We start from the raw sequence: 16,311 nt of genomic DNA, 5'->3' as shown, positions 1-16,311 counted from the left end.
AGCCGGAAGAAAAGTGCGTTGGTGTCGGCCGGTCCGCGCCGGCACGTCTTCACCCCGCCCCGGGCACGTTCGGTACTTCGGTGGGCAGCTCGTACCACTCACCAGCCAGGCGGCCGATCTGTTCCTCGGTGAGCGCGCCTTGGAAGGTCCATACGTCGTCGATCGAGCCAGGCCAGTAGTCCCGGAAGGCGCCGCGGCCCTTCGCCCGGCCGATCTGCAGAGACTTCAGTGCCCCGAGGGAGAGCACGTCTTCGGCCCACGGCACCACTTCGGTGCACTGTGCATCGTCGGCCCGGCCGTCGCCGTCCGCGTCCAGGCAGGCCGCCTCCCCGAGTTCACCGTTGACGTAAATACGCAGGAGCCTGGCGAAGCCGTCGTACACGATCGCGATGTGGTTCCAGTCCGCCACGCTGCTCATGGGGCGCGCGCTGCCTGCCCAGTCGTAGTCGGTATCGGCCGTGTCAGCCCGGGCGGTGACCGCCTGCCACACTCCATCACCTGTCTTCGTGGGGTTCGGCACGAACCCCATGGCAAAGCTGCTGGAATTTGTTGCCTCGGCGCTCACCAGTGACGCCGGACGGGCGGGGGCCGATGCCGCCTGTGCCCATGCGGTCACGGTGAAACTCTCACTCGTGTCGAGGGGAATCGCGCTGGAGGCATAGTTTTGGACGCCATCCAGCACCAGCCCTCCGTCTCCCAGGAACCCTGCACCGCTGACCTGCTTCGCCCCGCCTCCCAGCGCCATGGCCGGCCCCCGCGCAACGGAGTTGGCCCCCGGATCAGCTGCCTGGTCGAACTGCCACCGGCCGGTCAGGACCGGCCGGCGCTGGACGAGCTGGTGGATCTCCCCCTCGGAGACCGGGCGGTCGAAGACACGCACGTCATCGATCTGACCCGTGAGGTAGTCCGTGTATGCGCCCCGGTAGAGAGCCCGTCCGATCTGCAGGCCACCGTCGCCGTACCAGACCTGCGACGCCGCGGTGCTTCCCTGGAGGATGCCGTTGACGTACAGGCTCACGGTGTTGTCGGTCGTGTCGTGCACGGCGGCCAGGTGCGCCCACTTGCCGATGGCCGCCTTCTGCTTGGAGGCGATGCGCTGTTGGGTGACGTTGCCGTCGGTGGCGTCCTTGCTGGCCAGCCGGGCACTCCACACCCCGCCGGAGGCCTCGTACGACAGGTAGAAGGCGCTGAGGAAGCTGCCGTCCTGCGCGACGACGGTCTGGTTGCGGGTGGCGTCGGTGACCCGGGCCCAGGCGGTGACGGCATAGGACCGCTCGGTGTTGAAGTGTGCCGCGTCCACCGAGGCGTGGTCGTCCTTGCCGTCCAGCGTCAGACCGTTGCCCGCCACTCCTGCTGTGCCGGGTTCGGCACCGCTGTGGAGGACGGCCGGCAGGACCTCGCCGTGACCGGACACCTGCTGTGCCGCGGCCGGCTCGTCGAGCGGGAAGACCGCGCGGGCCGGGCGCCCGGGGCCGTGGATGCGCTCCTTGTTGTACAGCTGGGTGACCTCACCGGCGGAGACGGGCTTGTCGAAGATCTGCACTTCGTCGATGGACCCGGAGAAGAAGGAGCCGGGTGTTCCGCCGTAGGAACCGGCGCCCAGCTGGAGGCCGCGGCGGGCGTTCCAGGCGGTGGTGTACGGCGTCTGACCGGCCAGCTTGCCGTCGACGTAGAGCTGGAGCACCTTGGCGGTGCTGTCGTAGGCGCCCACCAGGTGGGTCCATGCGTTGGCGGTGACGCCGCCGGGCTGGGCGGCCATCGCGCGGGCGATGCCGGCGTCGGGGCTGTCGGCGGTGTACTGGTTGAACACCCACCGCTTGAGGTCGGCGGAGTAGTACAGCTCGAAGCCCGGCCGGTTGTTGCCCGGCTGGGTGGCAACGATCGCCGGATGGTCGGGAATCCGACTCGGGCGGACCCAGGCGGATACGGAGAAGCCGCGGGAGGTGTCGACGACGGGGATGTCGGTGGCCGCGTACCCATCGGTGCCGTTGAGGGACAGGGCGGTGCCTGCCACTCCTTCCGCACCGGGGGTGGCGCCGCCGTGGAGGTCGGCGGTCCGTGCCGGGGTGGAACCCTTCGCCTCGGTGGCGCCGCCCGGCTCGTCGAACTGCCACGTGGCGCGCTCGGGCTGGCCGGCTTTGACCCGGAACCGGTAGGTGCGGATCTCACTGTTGTTGCCGGCCGTGTCGAAGGCCTGGACGGTGACGAAGTTCAGCCCGGGCTTCTCCGGTTGGACCGAGATGTTCCGCGCGGCGCCGGCACTGGTGGTGACCGTGCTCTTGCTGGACGGGTCGCCGTTGATGCCGTACACGTAGCGGTTCACGTCACGATGGCTGTCAGCGACGGTGAAGGTGCCGTACTGGCCGACCCCGTCGTACCAGGGATCGTCCGGGTTCTCGGGGTCGGAGGGGGGATACTCCCCTGAGCTGATCGTGGGGGCCGCGGGCACTGTGGTGTCGAGGACGAAGTAGCACGCCTCGGCTGACCCGGTGAACGACCATGGGGAGTACTGGGCGCCGTCGTAGGTCCGCACTGCCCAGTTCACGGTCTTGTTTGTGGGAATCGAGGCGGGCAGAGTGACGACGAAGTCCCGGCCGGACTGCTTCGCTGTGGTCAGTCCCGGCTTCCACCGTGCGGTGGTGCCCTTGCCGTCTCCGGCGTCCCAGCTGGCCTGGAACTGGACCTGAATCCGGTCGTGATCCGGGTCGGTGACGTGGTTGGCGTGGATCTTGCCCCGGGTGCGGATCCGAGCGGGAGCGCCGGACTTCTTGCAGGTGCCGCCGTACTCCATCGTTAGCTGTGAGGGCCTCACCTGCGGCGGCGGCCGGTTGTAGGTCACCCGCAGGTAGGCCTTGTCCGAGAACCGTTTCCAGGCCAGAGCGTCGCCCTCGCTGCCGGCCTTCAACCCGAACGTCAGCGTCGGCCACTTGTTGTCCGCCGCCTCCTGTACGGCGGATCTGACACCGAACTCGGCGTCCTTGGCCGAGCAGCCCTCGTAGCCGTGGGCGAAGCTGTCCGAGGCCAGCTGCTTCTGCCAGAACCCGGACTCGTTCTGGGAGTTCCAGGTCGTTGCGGACGAGATCGGTCTGGTCCGCCACAGTTCCACCTCTTTTTCCTTGCAGGAGGCGGACCAGGTGTTGCGGACCACGAACTCGGCCGACAGCACCGACTTCCCGGCGAACGCCGATGTCGGGATCTGGTAGAAGAGCCGCTTGGTGTCCTCGGGCTGGCAGTGGTTCCAGTCGCAGTACCCCATCCCCGCGTCGTGGTCGCCGTTGAACTTCCACTGCGGGGAGGACGCCCAGTACTTCGACGCCATCGTCCATGAGGTCGCCCGCGGGGTGGACCACTGCGGGTCGATGTAGACGGGGTAGACGGTGTCCTTGCCCTTCAGGACGTCGGCGTCGGGCTTGAGGACGACCTGGTCCTGGCCCGCTGGGACGTCCACCCCCACGGGTGCGAGCTTGCCCGACTCACCGGCCGACGGTTCTTCGCCCTCACCACCGGGAGCACTCACCCGTCCGGCTGCCCGGGCTGCCTTCCCCTTGGCCGGCACGGTCTTGAGGTCCTTGCGGGCCGCGGAGGTCTTCCCGCCCGTGCTGGAGTCCCACATCAGTGGGGTCGGCGCCTCGAACACCGGGGAACCGGCACCCTTGTCGAGCGCCTCCAAACCACCCGTAGTTGTCTCTTTGACGTCCATGCCGGCGGCCGACAACTTCAGTCGAAGCTGCGCCAGCTGCGAACTGGCAGCAGCCTGCGCCGACTTGACGATCAGGAGCTGTGTGAACCCGTCGGCCTGAGCCCCCATTCTCAGGTCCACGCCGGGCAGTACGTCGGGGTACGTGGCCTGCGCCCCGTCGAGCACCGGAGCCGGCAGCGTTCCCGGCCAGGACAGCTCCAGCTCGCGCCCCGCCTTACGAAGCGTTACCAGAGGCTTGTCGCCACCACCCGAGAACGCCAGGTCTACGACTGCGGCCTTCGGCGCCACCGTCCCGTCACTGGTCCTGGCCAGGTCGGTATCGATGTCCCGCCAGCCCCCCGACGCCCGGGTCCGCACGGGACGCAGGTACTGCCGGGCCTGGAGTTTGCCCGCCGGAGTGGCCACGACATCAGCCGATTCACTGCGCAGAGAGGTGACTTCCACTTCCCGCCCGGTGCGCTTGGCCTGCTCCAGGGCGGAGTCCTCGTCGGGAGCCTGAGCGTCCGGGGCGTGTGCCGCGGCGGCTGCCGACGGGCGGGGCGCTGCCCATGCGGCCGCTTCAAGGGGCACGGGCAGCAGACCTGCCGTCAGCAGCCCACCTATCCCCGCTGAGAGCACCCGATGTAAGCGTCTTCGACGCACCGAGACCGGCATCCCGTTCCCCCACCCACAAAAATGAAGATTTCATGAAGAAGTTGTGAGCGGGAACGTATACGCACGCATGTCCACCTGGATAGCTCCATGAAACGGGCAATAGGCGAAACAACCGGCATTCCGTATTGCGGGGTTAAGTGATGCCCCTCACCATGCTGTGGGGTTGTACGGCTTCAAGCCGTCTCCGAGGTGAGAACGCGCCAACGGAGCGTCAGCGCAAGCTTGAGGGCGAGCAGGCCGATTGAGGGGCGAGCATGACGGAACCCGTCCCGGGCGGCTCGCCTCAAAATCGTCTGCTGCCGTCCGGTTACGCCGTCCCACATCACATCTCGACCCGCCATGCGAGGGGCAGCCAGCCTTGAGGGCTGCCCCTCCTGCTCTGTTTAAGGGCCTTCGGTTTCCTTGAACCCACGGGATCACGGCCCCGGGTCCTGGCCCAGACACCAGCCGCAAAGCAGCGGGTGATCACGCGCCCATCGCTGGGGCGGCTTGCTCGTCGTGTTGGCACAGCATCCGCATGCCGGGGGCGGGTGAGGGACGCCGGCCCTTCTTCGTGCCGGTGGTGAGGGTTAGCCGCGCACGTGCAGCCCGAAACCCGTGCGGCCCGCAGGTTCCAGTCCCTCCTTCAGGTGCAGCGAGGGGATCTCGTAGTCACCGAAGTTCTGCCGCCGGAACGCGATCGGCTCGGTCGACTCCAGGGTGAGCAGACGTTGCTCCCAGGACTGGGCGATGTCCGGGAAGTCCTCGCCGGTTATCCGGTCGGCGCCGTACAGCACGAAGGGCGGCAGCACCTCGATGCCCGGGTAGTAGAGGATGCCGTGATGGATCGGGAAGAGCAGATCGTCGATGGGGCCGTTGATCCCGCGAGCGGCGTAATGCGACTCCGGGCCGCCGGTGGTGACCGACAGCAGAGCCTTCTTGCCCGCGAGGGTGCCTTCACCGAAGCGCTCGCCGTATTTGGTGTCGCTGTGCTCGCCGACGCCGTACGCGAAGCGGTAGGTGAACACCCGGTCCACCCAGCCCTTGAGGATCGCGGGCATCGTGTACCACCACAGCGGGAACTGGAAGATGATCGTGTCGGCCCACAGCAGCTTCTCCTGCTCGGCGAGGACGTCGGGGGTGAGCGCCCCGGCGTCGAAGGCCCGGCCCGAGTCCAGGGCGAGCTTCAGCGGACTTGAGGCGTGGGGGCCGTAGTCCACGGCGTCCACGACCGCCTTCCAGTTCATGGCGTACAGATCGCTCACCCGTACCTCATGCCCGGCCGTCTCCAGAGTGGACACCGCGAGGTCCTTCAGCGAGCTGTTGAGCGACTTCGGCTCCGGGTGGGCGTGGACGATCAGCGTCTTCATGGGAACTCCTTCGGATCGGATGCCTTCGATCCTGGGCTCCGCGGCGCCCGGTGTTCAGGGGCGCCGCTTCCATCGGACGGGGCTTCCTGGTACTGGCAGGACCACCCTCACGGGCAACACCGAGGCCATACTGGGCATATGGACGATCTTGCGGGCTTCCTGCGGACCCGGCGTTCCCGGGTCGACCCGGCGACCGCCGGCATCCCCACCGACAGCCGCCGCCGGGTGCAAGGGCTGCGCCGCGAAGAGGTGGCGCACCTGTCCGGAGTCAGCGTCGACTACTACGTACGCCTGGAGCAGGGCCGCGCGACTCAGCCCTCCGAGCAGGTTCTCGATGCGCTCGCCCGCGTCCTCGACCTCGACGAGACCGAACGCGGGCACCTCTACCGGCTCGCCCGGCAGCGCCGCCGTCGCGCGAAGACGCCGGGTGGGCGGGTCCGGCCGGAGCTGCTGCGCGTTCTCGACCTGGTCACCGACGCACCCGCGCTGATCATGGACCACCGCCTGGACGTGCTCGCCGGGAACCGGCTCGCCGGCCTCCTCTTCGGCCGGCCGATGCCGGGCCTGAACACCGCCCGGCACATCTTCCTTGAGGAGTCCGAGCGCGGTCTTTACGCGGACTGGGAGAAATGCACCCTCGACGTGGTCGGGCACCTGCGCCTGGCTGCCGGCAAATACCCCGAGGACCCCCGCCTGGCCTCCCTCATCGGCGAGCTGGCGATGGGCAGCGAGCGGTTCCGCCGCCTCTGGGCCCGCGCGGATGTGCGCGCCCGCACACATGGACGCAAGGCGTACCGGCACCCGCTGGTCGGACTGCTGGAGCTGCACCAGGAGAACTTCGCGCTACCGGACGAGTCAGGCATGGAGTTGCTGGTGCTGTCCGCGGCCCCCGGCAGCCCCGCCGAGGACGGGCTGCGCTTGCTCGCGGGCCTGGGCACGGCCGGCGGCGACGCGCATCCCACCGTGAACGCCCAGGTCCGCGATTAACTCAACGACGCCCACCCACTGCCGACCCGGTCTTCCGGGCAGATCCAATACCTGGAGCGACGGACGTCGACGCAGAAGCAGGCCAGGGCTTTGTGGCCGCTGTCGAGGTGGTCGCCCAGCCCCAGTTGCTACGGGGCACCGCCGTTCGCTGATCGTTCGGGGGCGGCGATCCCGGCGAGTCTCGTCTGGGTCCGTTGTGCGCATCGTGCCGCCGGCCGGGGCGGCTCTGCCGTTCGACCTTGACTGCCTTGACTGTTGCATCAAGACCGGACCTGAGGTGTGGGGGCAGTGAACTTTCGCGTCGAACGGTCGGGCCGGAAGCTATGTGAAGCTCAGTGTGCAGGTGCTCGGCGGTCGCGGACGGCGGATCCCACCGTCAGGGCGGTCCCGGCGAGGATCGGCGTGATCATCGCGCTGAACAGCCAGCCGGATACTTCTGGCTCTGGCACCGAACGCCATAAGACTGAGCAGCCGATCAGGAGCGACATGCCCACACAGGCGTTGAGTGTCAACAACGCCCGGGCGGTCCAGAGGGCGGAGGCGCGTGTGCGAGGCCGGTTGAGTGACGACCTTACGAGCCCGTTGCCGAAGGGCGCAGCGCTGTCGGGAAGTTCGGCGCTTGGAGTTACCCGCAGTGTCAGCTCCGCGCAGGCGGTCAGCAGAACAGTTACGCCGATGTGTACGAATACGAGGACGAAGGCGCTACCGATGGACCGGCTCGTCCAGGCGTCCACCCCATCGGTGCCGATGTGCTGCGGTATCCGGCCCGGCAGATGCGGATAGCGGACGATGCCCCAGACGGACAGTGCGGTCAGAAGAGCGGCGTTGGGGAGGAGCCAGAGGCGTACGGGAGATGACAGGACCATGCGGCCGATTGTCCGACGAACGCGCAAGGGTGGGTACCGTTTTACCGGTGATGGCCGGCTGGAGCGTGGCGGTGGCCAGGCAGACGTCCGGGGCCCTGGTGTTTCCGTAGCCGATGCCTGCCGCTTCATGGGGGCGTCATCGTCCTCGTCCCCTGTGATGTACGCGTCAGTTGAGGGAAAGCAGCTGTGGCGTGGCGCGTTGAGTGATCCGGGCGGGTGGCCGGCGTCAGAGGCGTGGATCAATGCCATGGACATCCCGCAATGTGCAGGGATGTGACGGCGTTACGGAGTGCATCTGCCGTGGCGGCGTCGTGGCGTGCGGTGGGGAGCGTGACTGTGGCGCGTCCGTCGCATGTTTGCGCAGGTGGAGGAGTGTGCACCGGGAGCTGATTGGGCGCGCTGTCGAAGTGGCGGCGCACTCAGTCGGTTTGACGGAACGTCACATTGGCTGGGGGCTCTGCGAAGTCGCCTTAGCCAGACGTGGTCGCATCTGTGCCACCATGCGTATGGGAAGTGATCAATTCCGGTTACAGTGTTATCGGTCGAGTGCGCGGAATGAGCAGTTCCGGTGCCCTCGGGCGTCGCTTTGTCGTCACCTCGGACGGGCAAGGTAGCGGGACGTTTGTTGTCCCTGCCGCGCCTGTACGAGGTGACTGGTAGGCCCCCACGAATGAGGATGCTGATGGTTCGTACTGCGTCGTCGCCCGGAGGCTCGCAATCCGGATCCGTTGCGGCCTGGTCGGCACCCGCAGCCGTGGCGACCGCGGTTGCCGCAGCGCTCGTGCCGCCCGCGGTGACGGACGCGGTGCTCTGCTGCGGTGTGATCGCTACAGGGGGCATCGCCCTGGTGTCGGCGGTGGCGGCGCGGCGGGGCCAGGCGCTGTCCGCGCTGCGCGCCGAGGCCGCGGAACGGGAGACGCAGCTCGTCCAGCACCTGCGGCAGCAGGAAGCGGCGACGATCCGTCTCGCCGAGCAGCAGCTCCCGGTGGCCGTCAGCAGGCTCCAGGAGGGTGAGTTCGCCGAGGACGTTCTGCAGTCCCTCACCGTCGCGGACAACGGGCTCAGCCCGCAGTTCCGGGCGGCGCACGAGGCCCTGCTGCGCTCGGTGGTCGAGGCGGTGCAGGCCGAGGAGACCATGCGTGACTCCGCGCAGCGCGGAGTGGTCAACGTCGCCCGCCGGGTCCAGGCCATCGTGCACCAGCAGGCAACGGACCTGCGCGCGATGGAGGACCGGCACGGCCAGGAGCCGGAGTTCTTCGCCGACCTGCTGCGGCTCGACCACGGCACGGCACTCATCGGGCGGCTGGCGGACAGCATCGCCGTTCTCAGTGGTGCCCGGCCGGGACGGCAATGGAGCAGGCCGGTGCCGCTCTACAGCGTGCTGCGCGGCGCGATGTCCCGGATTCTGGACTACCAGCGTGTGGAATTGCACTCCGTCGCGGATGTCGCCATCGTCGGGCCGGCCGTCGAACCGCTCATCCACGCGCTGGCCGAGCTGCTGGACAACGCCACTCGCTACTCGCCGCCCAACACCCGCGTCCATCTGACCGCGGTGGAGGTGCACATGGGCATCGCCATCGAGATCGAGGACGGCGGTATCGGCCTCAGCGAGGAGGCACGCGGCCGGGCCGAACGGATGCTGACCGAGGCCCAGGCCGGTATCGACCTCAACGACCTCGGTGAGTCGCCGCGTCTGGGACTCGCGGTGGTCGGCCGCCTGGCGCGGGCCTACGGCTTCCAGGTGTCGCTGCCGCCCTCGGCCTATGGGGGAGTGCGCGCCGTACTGAGCGTGCCGAAGGCATCGATTACCACCGCGCCCGCACAGGGCAGGGCACACGGTATCGGCGCGGCCTCGGGCCCGCGTCCGGTGGCGCGCCGCTCCGGTCCGCCTGCCGCAGGCGTTCCCGACGACACACCGATCGAGCACTCCGCGCCACGGGCCGCGACGGAGGACACCGGCGCACACCACGCGGTCGAACCAGACCGCGCCACGGAGGAGCCCGCCGGGACCGAGGTGACGGCCAGCGGACTGCCGCAGCGGCGCCGGCGCTCGCCCAAGCCGGCTCGTAAGGCTCCCGCCCGGCCGGGCCCGGCGGCGACCGCGCACGAGGAACCGGCGCCCGGCGTCTGGATGGCCGAGCTGCACAGTGGTCTCTCCGGCGAACGGCCGAAGCCGGCGCCGGCTCGGAACAGCAACGACACTTCGGACAAGGGTGAGTAGCCGATGCAACAGCGTGCGGATATGGACTGGATGCTCAAGGATCTCGCGGAGAGCGTCCCCCAGACCCGTCACATCGTGGTGCTGTCGTCGGACGGCCTGTGCATGGCCCGGTACGACACGAGCGAGGACACCGCCGACCGCCTGGCCGCCATCGGTTCCGGCCTCCAGAGCCTGTCCGGTGCGGTTGCCGCCGAGTTCCCGCACAGCGACGGCCGGATGCGGATGGTCGTCATCGAGGTCAGCGGCGGCTTCATGTACCTGATGGCCGCCGGCGCCGGCGCGCATCTCGCCGTGCTCGCCGACGAAGGCGTGGACGCGGGGCTCGTCGGACAGTGCATGCGCGACCTCGTGGCCCGGATCGGCGCCCACCTCACCAGCCCGCCGCGGGTCGACGGACAGATGCGGTGACCACATCCGGCCAGGACTGGGACACGGCCGGGCCCGAGCGGCTATATGTGATCACGGGGGGCCGCTCGCAGAGCGGCGATCAGGCCGCACTCGACCTTGTCACGTTGATCGTCACGCGGGAGGAATCGCAGCTGGGCATGCAGCCCGAGCTCGCCGCCATCCTCCGGATCTGCCGGTCGCCGCTCTCCGTCGCCGAGATCTCCGCGCATCTGGCTTTACCGGCGAGCGTGGTCGGCGTACTCCTCAACGATCTCTTGGCCGATGGGCGGGTGGAGGCCCGCGCACCGGCCGCCAAACTCCCCGACATAGCACTGATTGAGGCGGTTATCGATGGTCTCCAGAAGCTCTGACGCCGTCACGGAGCCTCGGCGCGAGGACCAGCTGCCGTCGACGGCCTCCACCGCCGTCAAAATCGTCATCGTCGGTGGATTCGGCGTCGGCAAGACCACCCTCGTCCGCTCGGTGAGCGAGATCCGCCCGCTGACGACCGAGGAGACCATGACGGAGGCCGGCGCCGACGTCGACGATGTCTCCGGCATCGAGCGCAAGACGGCGACCACCGTCGCCATGGACTTCGGCCGGATCAGCCTGAACGAGGAGCTGGTGCTCTACCTGTTCGGCACGCCCGGCCAGCAGCGGTTCTGGTTCCTGTGGAACGGTCTCTTCGAAGGAGCGCTCGGCGCCGTCGTCCTGGTCGACACCCGGCGGCTCGAAGTCAGCTTCGATGTGATCGGCCGCCTGGAAGAGGCCGAAGTGCCGTTTGTGATCGCTGTCAACGCCTTCCCCGACGCGACCTCCTACCCCGCCGAGGAGTTGCGCGGCGCACTGGACCTGCCGGAGCAGGTGCCGATCGTGGTGTGCGACGCCCGCCAGCGGGCGTCGAGCCGGGACGTCCTGATCACGCTGATGCGCTACCTGCGCTCCTCCGCCCAGACCTCGGAGACTCTGTGACCGCCAACTCCCCCGAGCGTCCCGCCGATCACCACCTGGCTGCGCCGCCGGGCTGCCCGGCACACGTCCGTGCCCCCGAGGGCCTGTACCGCCTGCACGACCCCGCGGTCCAGGCCGACCTCGTGGGGGTGTACGAGAAGCTGCGCGCCGAGTACGGCCCGGTGGCTCCGGTACTCGTCCAGGGCGACCTGCCGGCCTGGCTGGTGCTCGGGCACCGCGAGAATCTGGAGATCCTGCGCACCCCGAGCGTCTTCTCCCGCGACTCACGTCACTGGCGGGACATGAGCCAGGGCCATGTCCCGGCCGACCACCCGCTGGCGCCGATCACGACCTGGCAGCCGCTGTGCGTCTTCGTCGACGGGGAGGAGCACCAACGCCTCCGCGGCGCGGTCACCGACAGCCTGGACCGCTTCGCGTCACGTGGCATCCGCCGCCATGTCACCCGCTTCACCCACCAACTGGTCGACGAGTTCGACGGATCGGGACAGGCCGACCTGGTGGGTCAGTTCGCCGCCCGGCTTCCGCTGCGTGTCATGACCCAGCTGTTCGGTATGCCGGAGGAGAACGGGCCGAGCCTGACGACCGCCGTCGAGGACGTGCTCAACGGTACGCAGACCGCGGTGGCCAGCAACGAGTACCTCACCCGGACCCTCCAGCAGCTGGTCGACCGGAAGCGTGCCCACCCCGGCCACGACTTCCCGTCCAAGCTGATCGAGCACCCCGCGGGCCTCAGCGACGACGAGATCCGCGAACATCTGCGGCTCATCCTCACCGCGGCGAACGAGACCACGGTCAACCTGATCGCGAACACGCTGCGGACGGTCCTCACCGACCCCCGGTTCCGTGCGCATCTCGCCGGCGGCCACATGACGCTGCCCGACGCACTGGAGCAGGTCATGTGGGACGAGCCGCCGATGATGACGCTGCTCGGGCGCTGGGCGACCAGCGACACACAGCTGGGTGAACAGGCCATCACCAAGGGGGACATGCTGCTGCTCGGTCTGCGGGCAGCGAACGTGGACCCCGCGATCCGTCCCGATCTGACGGCGCCGGTGCACGGCAACCGCTCCCATCTGGCGTTCAGCAGCGGTCCGCACGAGTGCCCGGGTCGGCACATCGGCCGCGCGATCGCCGACACGGCCGTCGACACCCTGCTCGCCCGCCTCCCTGACCTCCGGCTGGCCGTTCCCGAGACCGAACTGCGGTGGTCGTCGTCGCTGATGTACCGCCATCTCGTCGCGCTGCCCGTGCAGTTCACGCCGACCCGGTGACAACCGCCTGTCGGCACCTTCGTCTGTCCGGTCCTCCGGTGATGCCCCGGGAGCGGCCCGTGGTCAGCCACCCGGCTTCCGGATGGCCAACGGGGCCCGCCACTGGGGCATACGCGTGCCCGCACGCCGAACGGGCCGCCGGCCCTTGGGGAGAAGAGCGAATGGCTCCTGTCAATGTGATCCTTATCGCGGCCCTACCTGGCCAGGGCCGTGTCTTAATGTGATGCCGATGGGGGCACTGCTGCTGAGATCAGCTCAGAGAGCCCCCGTCGGTGTTGTCGCTCAGCGCACCTGGCAGGTCAGGTCCTGCGGATGCGGTGCTGTGCGCCAACGGCCCCGTACGCCGCCCCTGCCCCGAGTGTGTCGCCCGGGAGCGAGCTGACGCCTGTGCGCGGCTCGGACCACAGCCGGGCCGCGGCATCCGGCCTCCGGTGAGGTATCACCGCGCGGCCGCTCGGAACCCATCCGCCCTCACAGTGCCCGCGTACAAAAGGCCGCTCCTCGGCGTTCTGCCTTCCCGTCCGCGTGAGCCCTTCCCTCCGTGTGGAGCCCTGATGAACACCAACACGCCCGTCGCCGACACCTGGAACCCCGCCCCGGTCCCTGCCCCACCAGGTGCCGCGCTTCCCGGCCTGCTCGCCCATCGGACGGCGTGTGCGCCCGACAGCCCGGCCGTGCAGGACGGCGACCGGGTCTTCTCGTACCGGGAACTCGACGACTGGTCGCAGTCCATAGCAAGGGCACTCCGCGCCCATGGCATACGCAGCGGGGACGCCGTCGCCATCCTGGGCGCCCGCTCATGGGAGGCCACGGTCACCATGGTCGGCGTTCTGAAGGCGGGCGCGGTATGCGTCCCGGTGGACGTCCACCACCCCTCGGCACGCACCGCCGAAATGCTCACGGACGCTCGTGCGCGGCTGGTCGTGGCCCTTCCCGGGCACACCTCGGCGGTGCCCGCGGACCATGAACCGATCGCCTGGGTCGCCTTCGACGACCTGATGACGACCGACCCCGGACGCGGCCGTGACATCCCGGCAGCCGCGGACCGCCGGCCCGACGACTGCGCGTACATCCTCTTCACCTCCGGCACCACCGGACGTCCCAAGCCCGTGGTCTTCCCCCATCGCGCCGTGACCCGGCTCGCCGCCGGGGACAACCCCTGGTGCCCTGGCCCGGGCACCCGCGTCCTCCAGACGTTCGGCCTCTCCTTCGACGGCTCGCTCTTCGAGACCTGGACCTCCCTGATCAACGGGGGCTGCCTCGTGGTGGCCTCACGGGACGTGCTGCTGGACACCGGGCGGCTGCGGTCACTGATCCGCGCGGAACGCATCACCCATGCCTTCCTGACCACCAGCCTGTTCCACCACGCCGTACGCACCCACCCCGCGATCTTCAGCTCCCTGGACATGGTGTTGATGGGGGGCGAGGCCATGGACCCGGACCTGACCGCGGCCGTGTGCGCGGCCGGGCGCCCCCGCCACCTCATCAACGGATACGGCCCCACCGAGGGCGGCATCATGGTCACGGCGTACGAGGTCGACCACGTACTGCCCAGCGCTTCCTCGATCCCGATCGGGCGGCCGGTGGCCGGCAGCAGCTGCCACCTGCTGCGCGCCGACGGAACCCCGGCCGGCGTCGAGGAGGAAGGGGAGATCTACATCGGCGGGGAGGGCATCGCCCTGGAATACCTCGACCGTCCGGACGAGACCGCCCGTGCCTTCGTCACCCACCACACCCCCTCGGGAGATACGCTCCGCCTCTACCGCAGCGGCGATCTGGGGCTCCGGCGTGCGGACGGCACGCTGGAATTCCGGGGCCGGACCGATCGTCAGGTGAAGGTCCGCGGCTTCCGGATCGAACTGGACACGGTGGAAGCCCTGCTGCGCGGGCACCCCGACGTCGCCGAAGCCGCGGTGCTCGTCCAGGGCAACGACGGAATCGGCAAGGGGCTCGCCGCCTTCGTCACCCCGGCGAACTCCGCCGGCCCCCCGGACCAGGCCACACTCCACCACTACCTCTCGGGCCACCTGCCGGCTCACGCTCTCCCCGCCCCCATTTCCGTCCTGGAACGCCTCCCTCTCACCGTCAACGGAAAGACGGACCACGCGGCCCTGCGGAACGCCGCCGCCCCCACCGCGATCCGGCGCGGGGCCGCCGTCCACCACAGCGGCGATGCCGTCGCCGACATCTGGGCCGAGGTGCTCGGCAGAGAGGTGTCCGACGACACCGGCTTCTTCGCCGAGGGAGGCAATTCCCTGCTGGCGGCCCACGCGGTCACCCGCACCATCGCCGCCCTCGCGCTCGCGCCGGACCGCTTCGCGCCGCTGCTGCAGAGCCTGCTGGCCACCCCCACCCTCGCCGCCTTCCGCTCCGCGACCCGGAGTGCACCGGCCGTCCAACACGACGGCACGGAAACGGAGTTGTCGGCGCAGCCGGACTTCGAGGCCGACGCCCGCCTGGAGCCGCTCCCTCCCGTCGCCCCGGCCCCCTCACCCCAGCCCACGCGGGCCCGCCACATCCTGCTCACCGGGGCCACCGGCTTCGTCGGGGCGTTCCTCCTCGAACGCCTGCTGAGGGACACCGACGCCACCGTCCACTGCCCCGTACGCGCCGCTGACCGGCCCGGGGCGATGCGCCGCGTCGAGGAGGCGATGCAGCGCTACGGCATCCAGCTCACCGAACCCGACCGCGTCCACGCCCTGCCCGCAGATCTGGCCCGCCCCGAACTGGGTCTGCCCCCCGCCGACTTCGGCCGGCTCGCCGACACCGTCGACCTCGTTGTGCACAATGCGGCACACGTCAACTTCCTCTACCCCTACGGCCAGTTGCGCCAGGCGAATGTGGAGGCCGTCCGTACCCTCGTCCGGCTGGCGGGGCCGCGCCGTATCCCCTTCCACTATGTGTCCACGACCGCCGTGCTCGCCGGCAGCGGCGTCGGCGGCGTACGCCACGTGGACGAGACCACCCCGCTCAGCCACCCCGAACTGCTCAGCATGGGGTACCCCGAGACCAAGTGGGTGGCCGAGCGGATGCTCGGCCATGCCGCCGGCACCGGGCTGCCGGTCACCATCCACCGCCCGTACGAGATCACCGGCCACAGCCGGACCGGCGCCTGGAACACCACCAGCGCCATCTGCGCCGTCTTCGACGCCATCGTGCGGATGGGCATGGCACCCGCGGTGCCGCTCCCGCTCGACCTGGTACCCGTGGACGCCGTCACCGACGCGATCGTCGGCATCGCCACCCAGCTCCCGTACCTCGGCGGGGTCGTCCATCTGACCAACCCCCGGCCGGGGTGCCTCGCCGACATGGTCGACCGGATGCGCGCCGCCGGACACCGCATCGACGAGGTGAGCTACCAGCAGTGGACCGACGCGCTCGTCGACCACGTGCGCACCCACCCCACCTCACCCATCGCGCCCTTCGTCCCGCTCTTCCTCACTCCGGCCAACCAGGCCGACTTCAGCGTCAAGGAGATGTACTTCGACACCGTCTTCCCCGAGGTCCGGCGCACGCGCACCGACCAGCTCTGGCCGTCCTGGCACACCTCGTGCCCGCCGGTGGACAGCACGCTGCTGGACACCTACCTCAGCCGCCTCAAGCGCAGTGGCCTCCTCGGCGGCTTCTGAGCCGTCGCCGCCCGCTGCCTCAGGAGCCCTTCACCCTGTCGGCGCCGATCCCCTCTGCGTACCGGAGCACGCGCAGGGGGGCGGCGGCGGGTCTCACGGGCTTTTCGTCACGCGAGGGCCGTGCGGGCAGCGGATCCGTGAGCGATGATCCCGCCACGCCGAGTGCGAAAACGGCACGACGGGGACCGAGGAGTCCAAGGCCACGCACGGCAACTCGGCGGTCGAATGGCCCGCGACCCAGGCTTTCGCGGGCAAGGGGTTCAAGGACTCCTGCC

The 16,311-nt window shown here is 69.5% G+C and carries 10 protein-coding genes; 7 read left to right on the top strand and 3 right to left on the bottom strand.

Annotated elements, in window-relative coordinates; translation table 11 throughout:
- Positions 1-49 precede the first annotated feature (49 nt).
- Both ACZ4XD_RS27405 and ACZ4XD_RS27400 read right to left on the bottom strand, forming a co-directional pair.
- Positions 50-4,270 carry a LamG-like jellyroll fold domain-containing protein gene (locus ACZ4XD_RS27405; protein WP_468046367.1) on the bottom strand — a complete coding sequence of 1,407 codons (4,221 nt, stop codon included), beginning with the start codon at positions 4,268-4,270 and terminating at the stop codon, positions 50-52.
- A gap of 653 nt (positions 4,271-4,923) precedes the next feature.
- Positions 4,924-5,703, bottom strand: a complete 780-nt coding sequence (locus ACZ4XD_RS27400; RefSeq protein ID WP_468046365.1) for an NAD(P)H-dependent oxidoreductase — start codon at positions 5,701-5,703, stop codon at positions 4,924-4,926.
- Between the two features lie 138 nt (positions 5,704-5,841).
- Here ACZ4XD_RS27400 and ACZ4XD_RS27395 point away from each other — a divergent pair, with 138 nt between their 5' ends.
- The gene (locus ACZ4XD_RS27395; RefSeq protein ID WP_468046363.1) at positions 5,842-6,690 is read left to right on the top strand and encodes a helix-turn-helix transcriptional regulator; all 849 of its coding nucleotides are present in this window, start codon (positions 5,842-5,844) and stop codon (positions 6,688-6,690) included.
- A 332-nt stretch (positions 6,691-7,022) separates the two neighbouring features.
- Here ACZ4XD_RS27395 and ACZ4XD_RS27390 read toward each other — a convergent pair whose 3' ends face one another.
- Positions 7,023-7,556 (bottom strand): DUF1648 domain-containing protein, encoded by a 534-nt coding sequence (locus ACZ4XD_RS27390; protein WP_468046361.1) that lies wholly within the window; start codon positions 7,554-7,556, stop codon positions 7,023-7,025.
- 682 nt (positions 7,557-8,238) lie between these two features.
- On the opposite strand from ACZ4XD_RS27390, the gene ACZ4XD_RS27385 reads away from it, so the two are divergent.
- The 6 genes from ACZ4XD_RS27385 (at position 8,239) to ACZ4XD_RS27360 (ending at position 16,036) form a co-directional block, all read left to right on the top strand.
- Complete coding sequence (locus ACZ4XD_RS27385; protein WP_468046359.1) at positions 8,239-9,777, top strand: sensor histidine kinase; 1,539 nt, start codon at positions 8,239-8,241, stop codon at positions 9,775-9,777.
- Positions 9,778-9,780: 3 nt separating this feature from the next.
- Complete coding sequence (locus ACZ4XD_RS27380; RefSeq protein ID WP_127153809.1) at positions 9,781-10,185, top strand: roadblock/LC7 domain-containing protein; 405 nt, start codon at positions 9,781-9,783, stop codon at positions 10,183-10,185.
- Positions 10,182-10,535, top strand: a complete 354-nt coding sequence (locus ACZ4XD_RS27375; RefSeq protein ID WP_468046357.1) for a DUF742 domain-containing protein — start codon at positions 10,182-10,184, stop codon at positions 10,533-10,535. The genes ACZ4XD_RS27380 and ACZ4XD_RS27375 overlap by 4 nt, the downstream gene beginning before the upstream one ends.
- On the top strand, positions 10,516-11,136 hold the full coding sequence (locus ACZ4XD_RS27370; protein ID WP_468046355.1) for a GTP-binding protein: 621 nt from the start codon (positions 10,516-10,518) through the stop codon (positions 11,134-11,136). The genes ACZ4XD_RS27375 and ACZ4XD_RS27370 overlap by 20 nt, the downstream gene beginning before the upstream one ends.
- Positions 11,133-12,407, top strand: a complete 1,275-nt coding sequence (locus tag ACZ4XD_RS27365) for a cytochrome P450 (protein WP_468046354.1) — start codon at positions 11,133-11,135, stop codon at positions 12,405-12,407. The genes ACZ4XD_RS27370 and ACZ4XD_RS27365 overlap by 4 nt, the downstream gene beginning before the upstream one ends.
- Positions 12,408-12,961: 554 nt before the next feature.
- Complete coding sequence (locus ACZ4XD_RS27360; RefSeq protein ID WP_468046352.1) at positions 12,962-16,036, top strand: non-ribosomal peptide synthetase; 3,075 nt, start codon at positions 12,962-12,964, stop codon at positions 16,034-16,036.
- The last annotated feature ends 275 nt before the right edge of the window (positions 16,037-16,311 follow it).

The sequence above is a fragment of the Streptomyces sp. NPDC029466 genome (genome assembly GCF_055574515.1).
The sequence above is the reverse complement of the archived record's forward strand: the minus strand, read 5'-3'. Positions and strand labels throughout refer to the sequence as shown.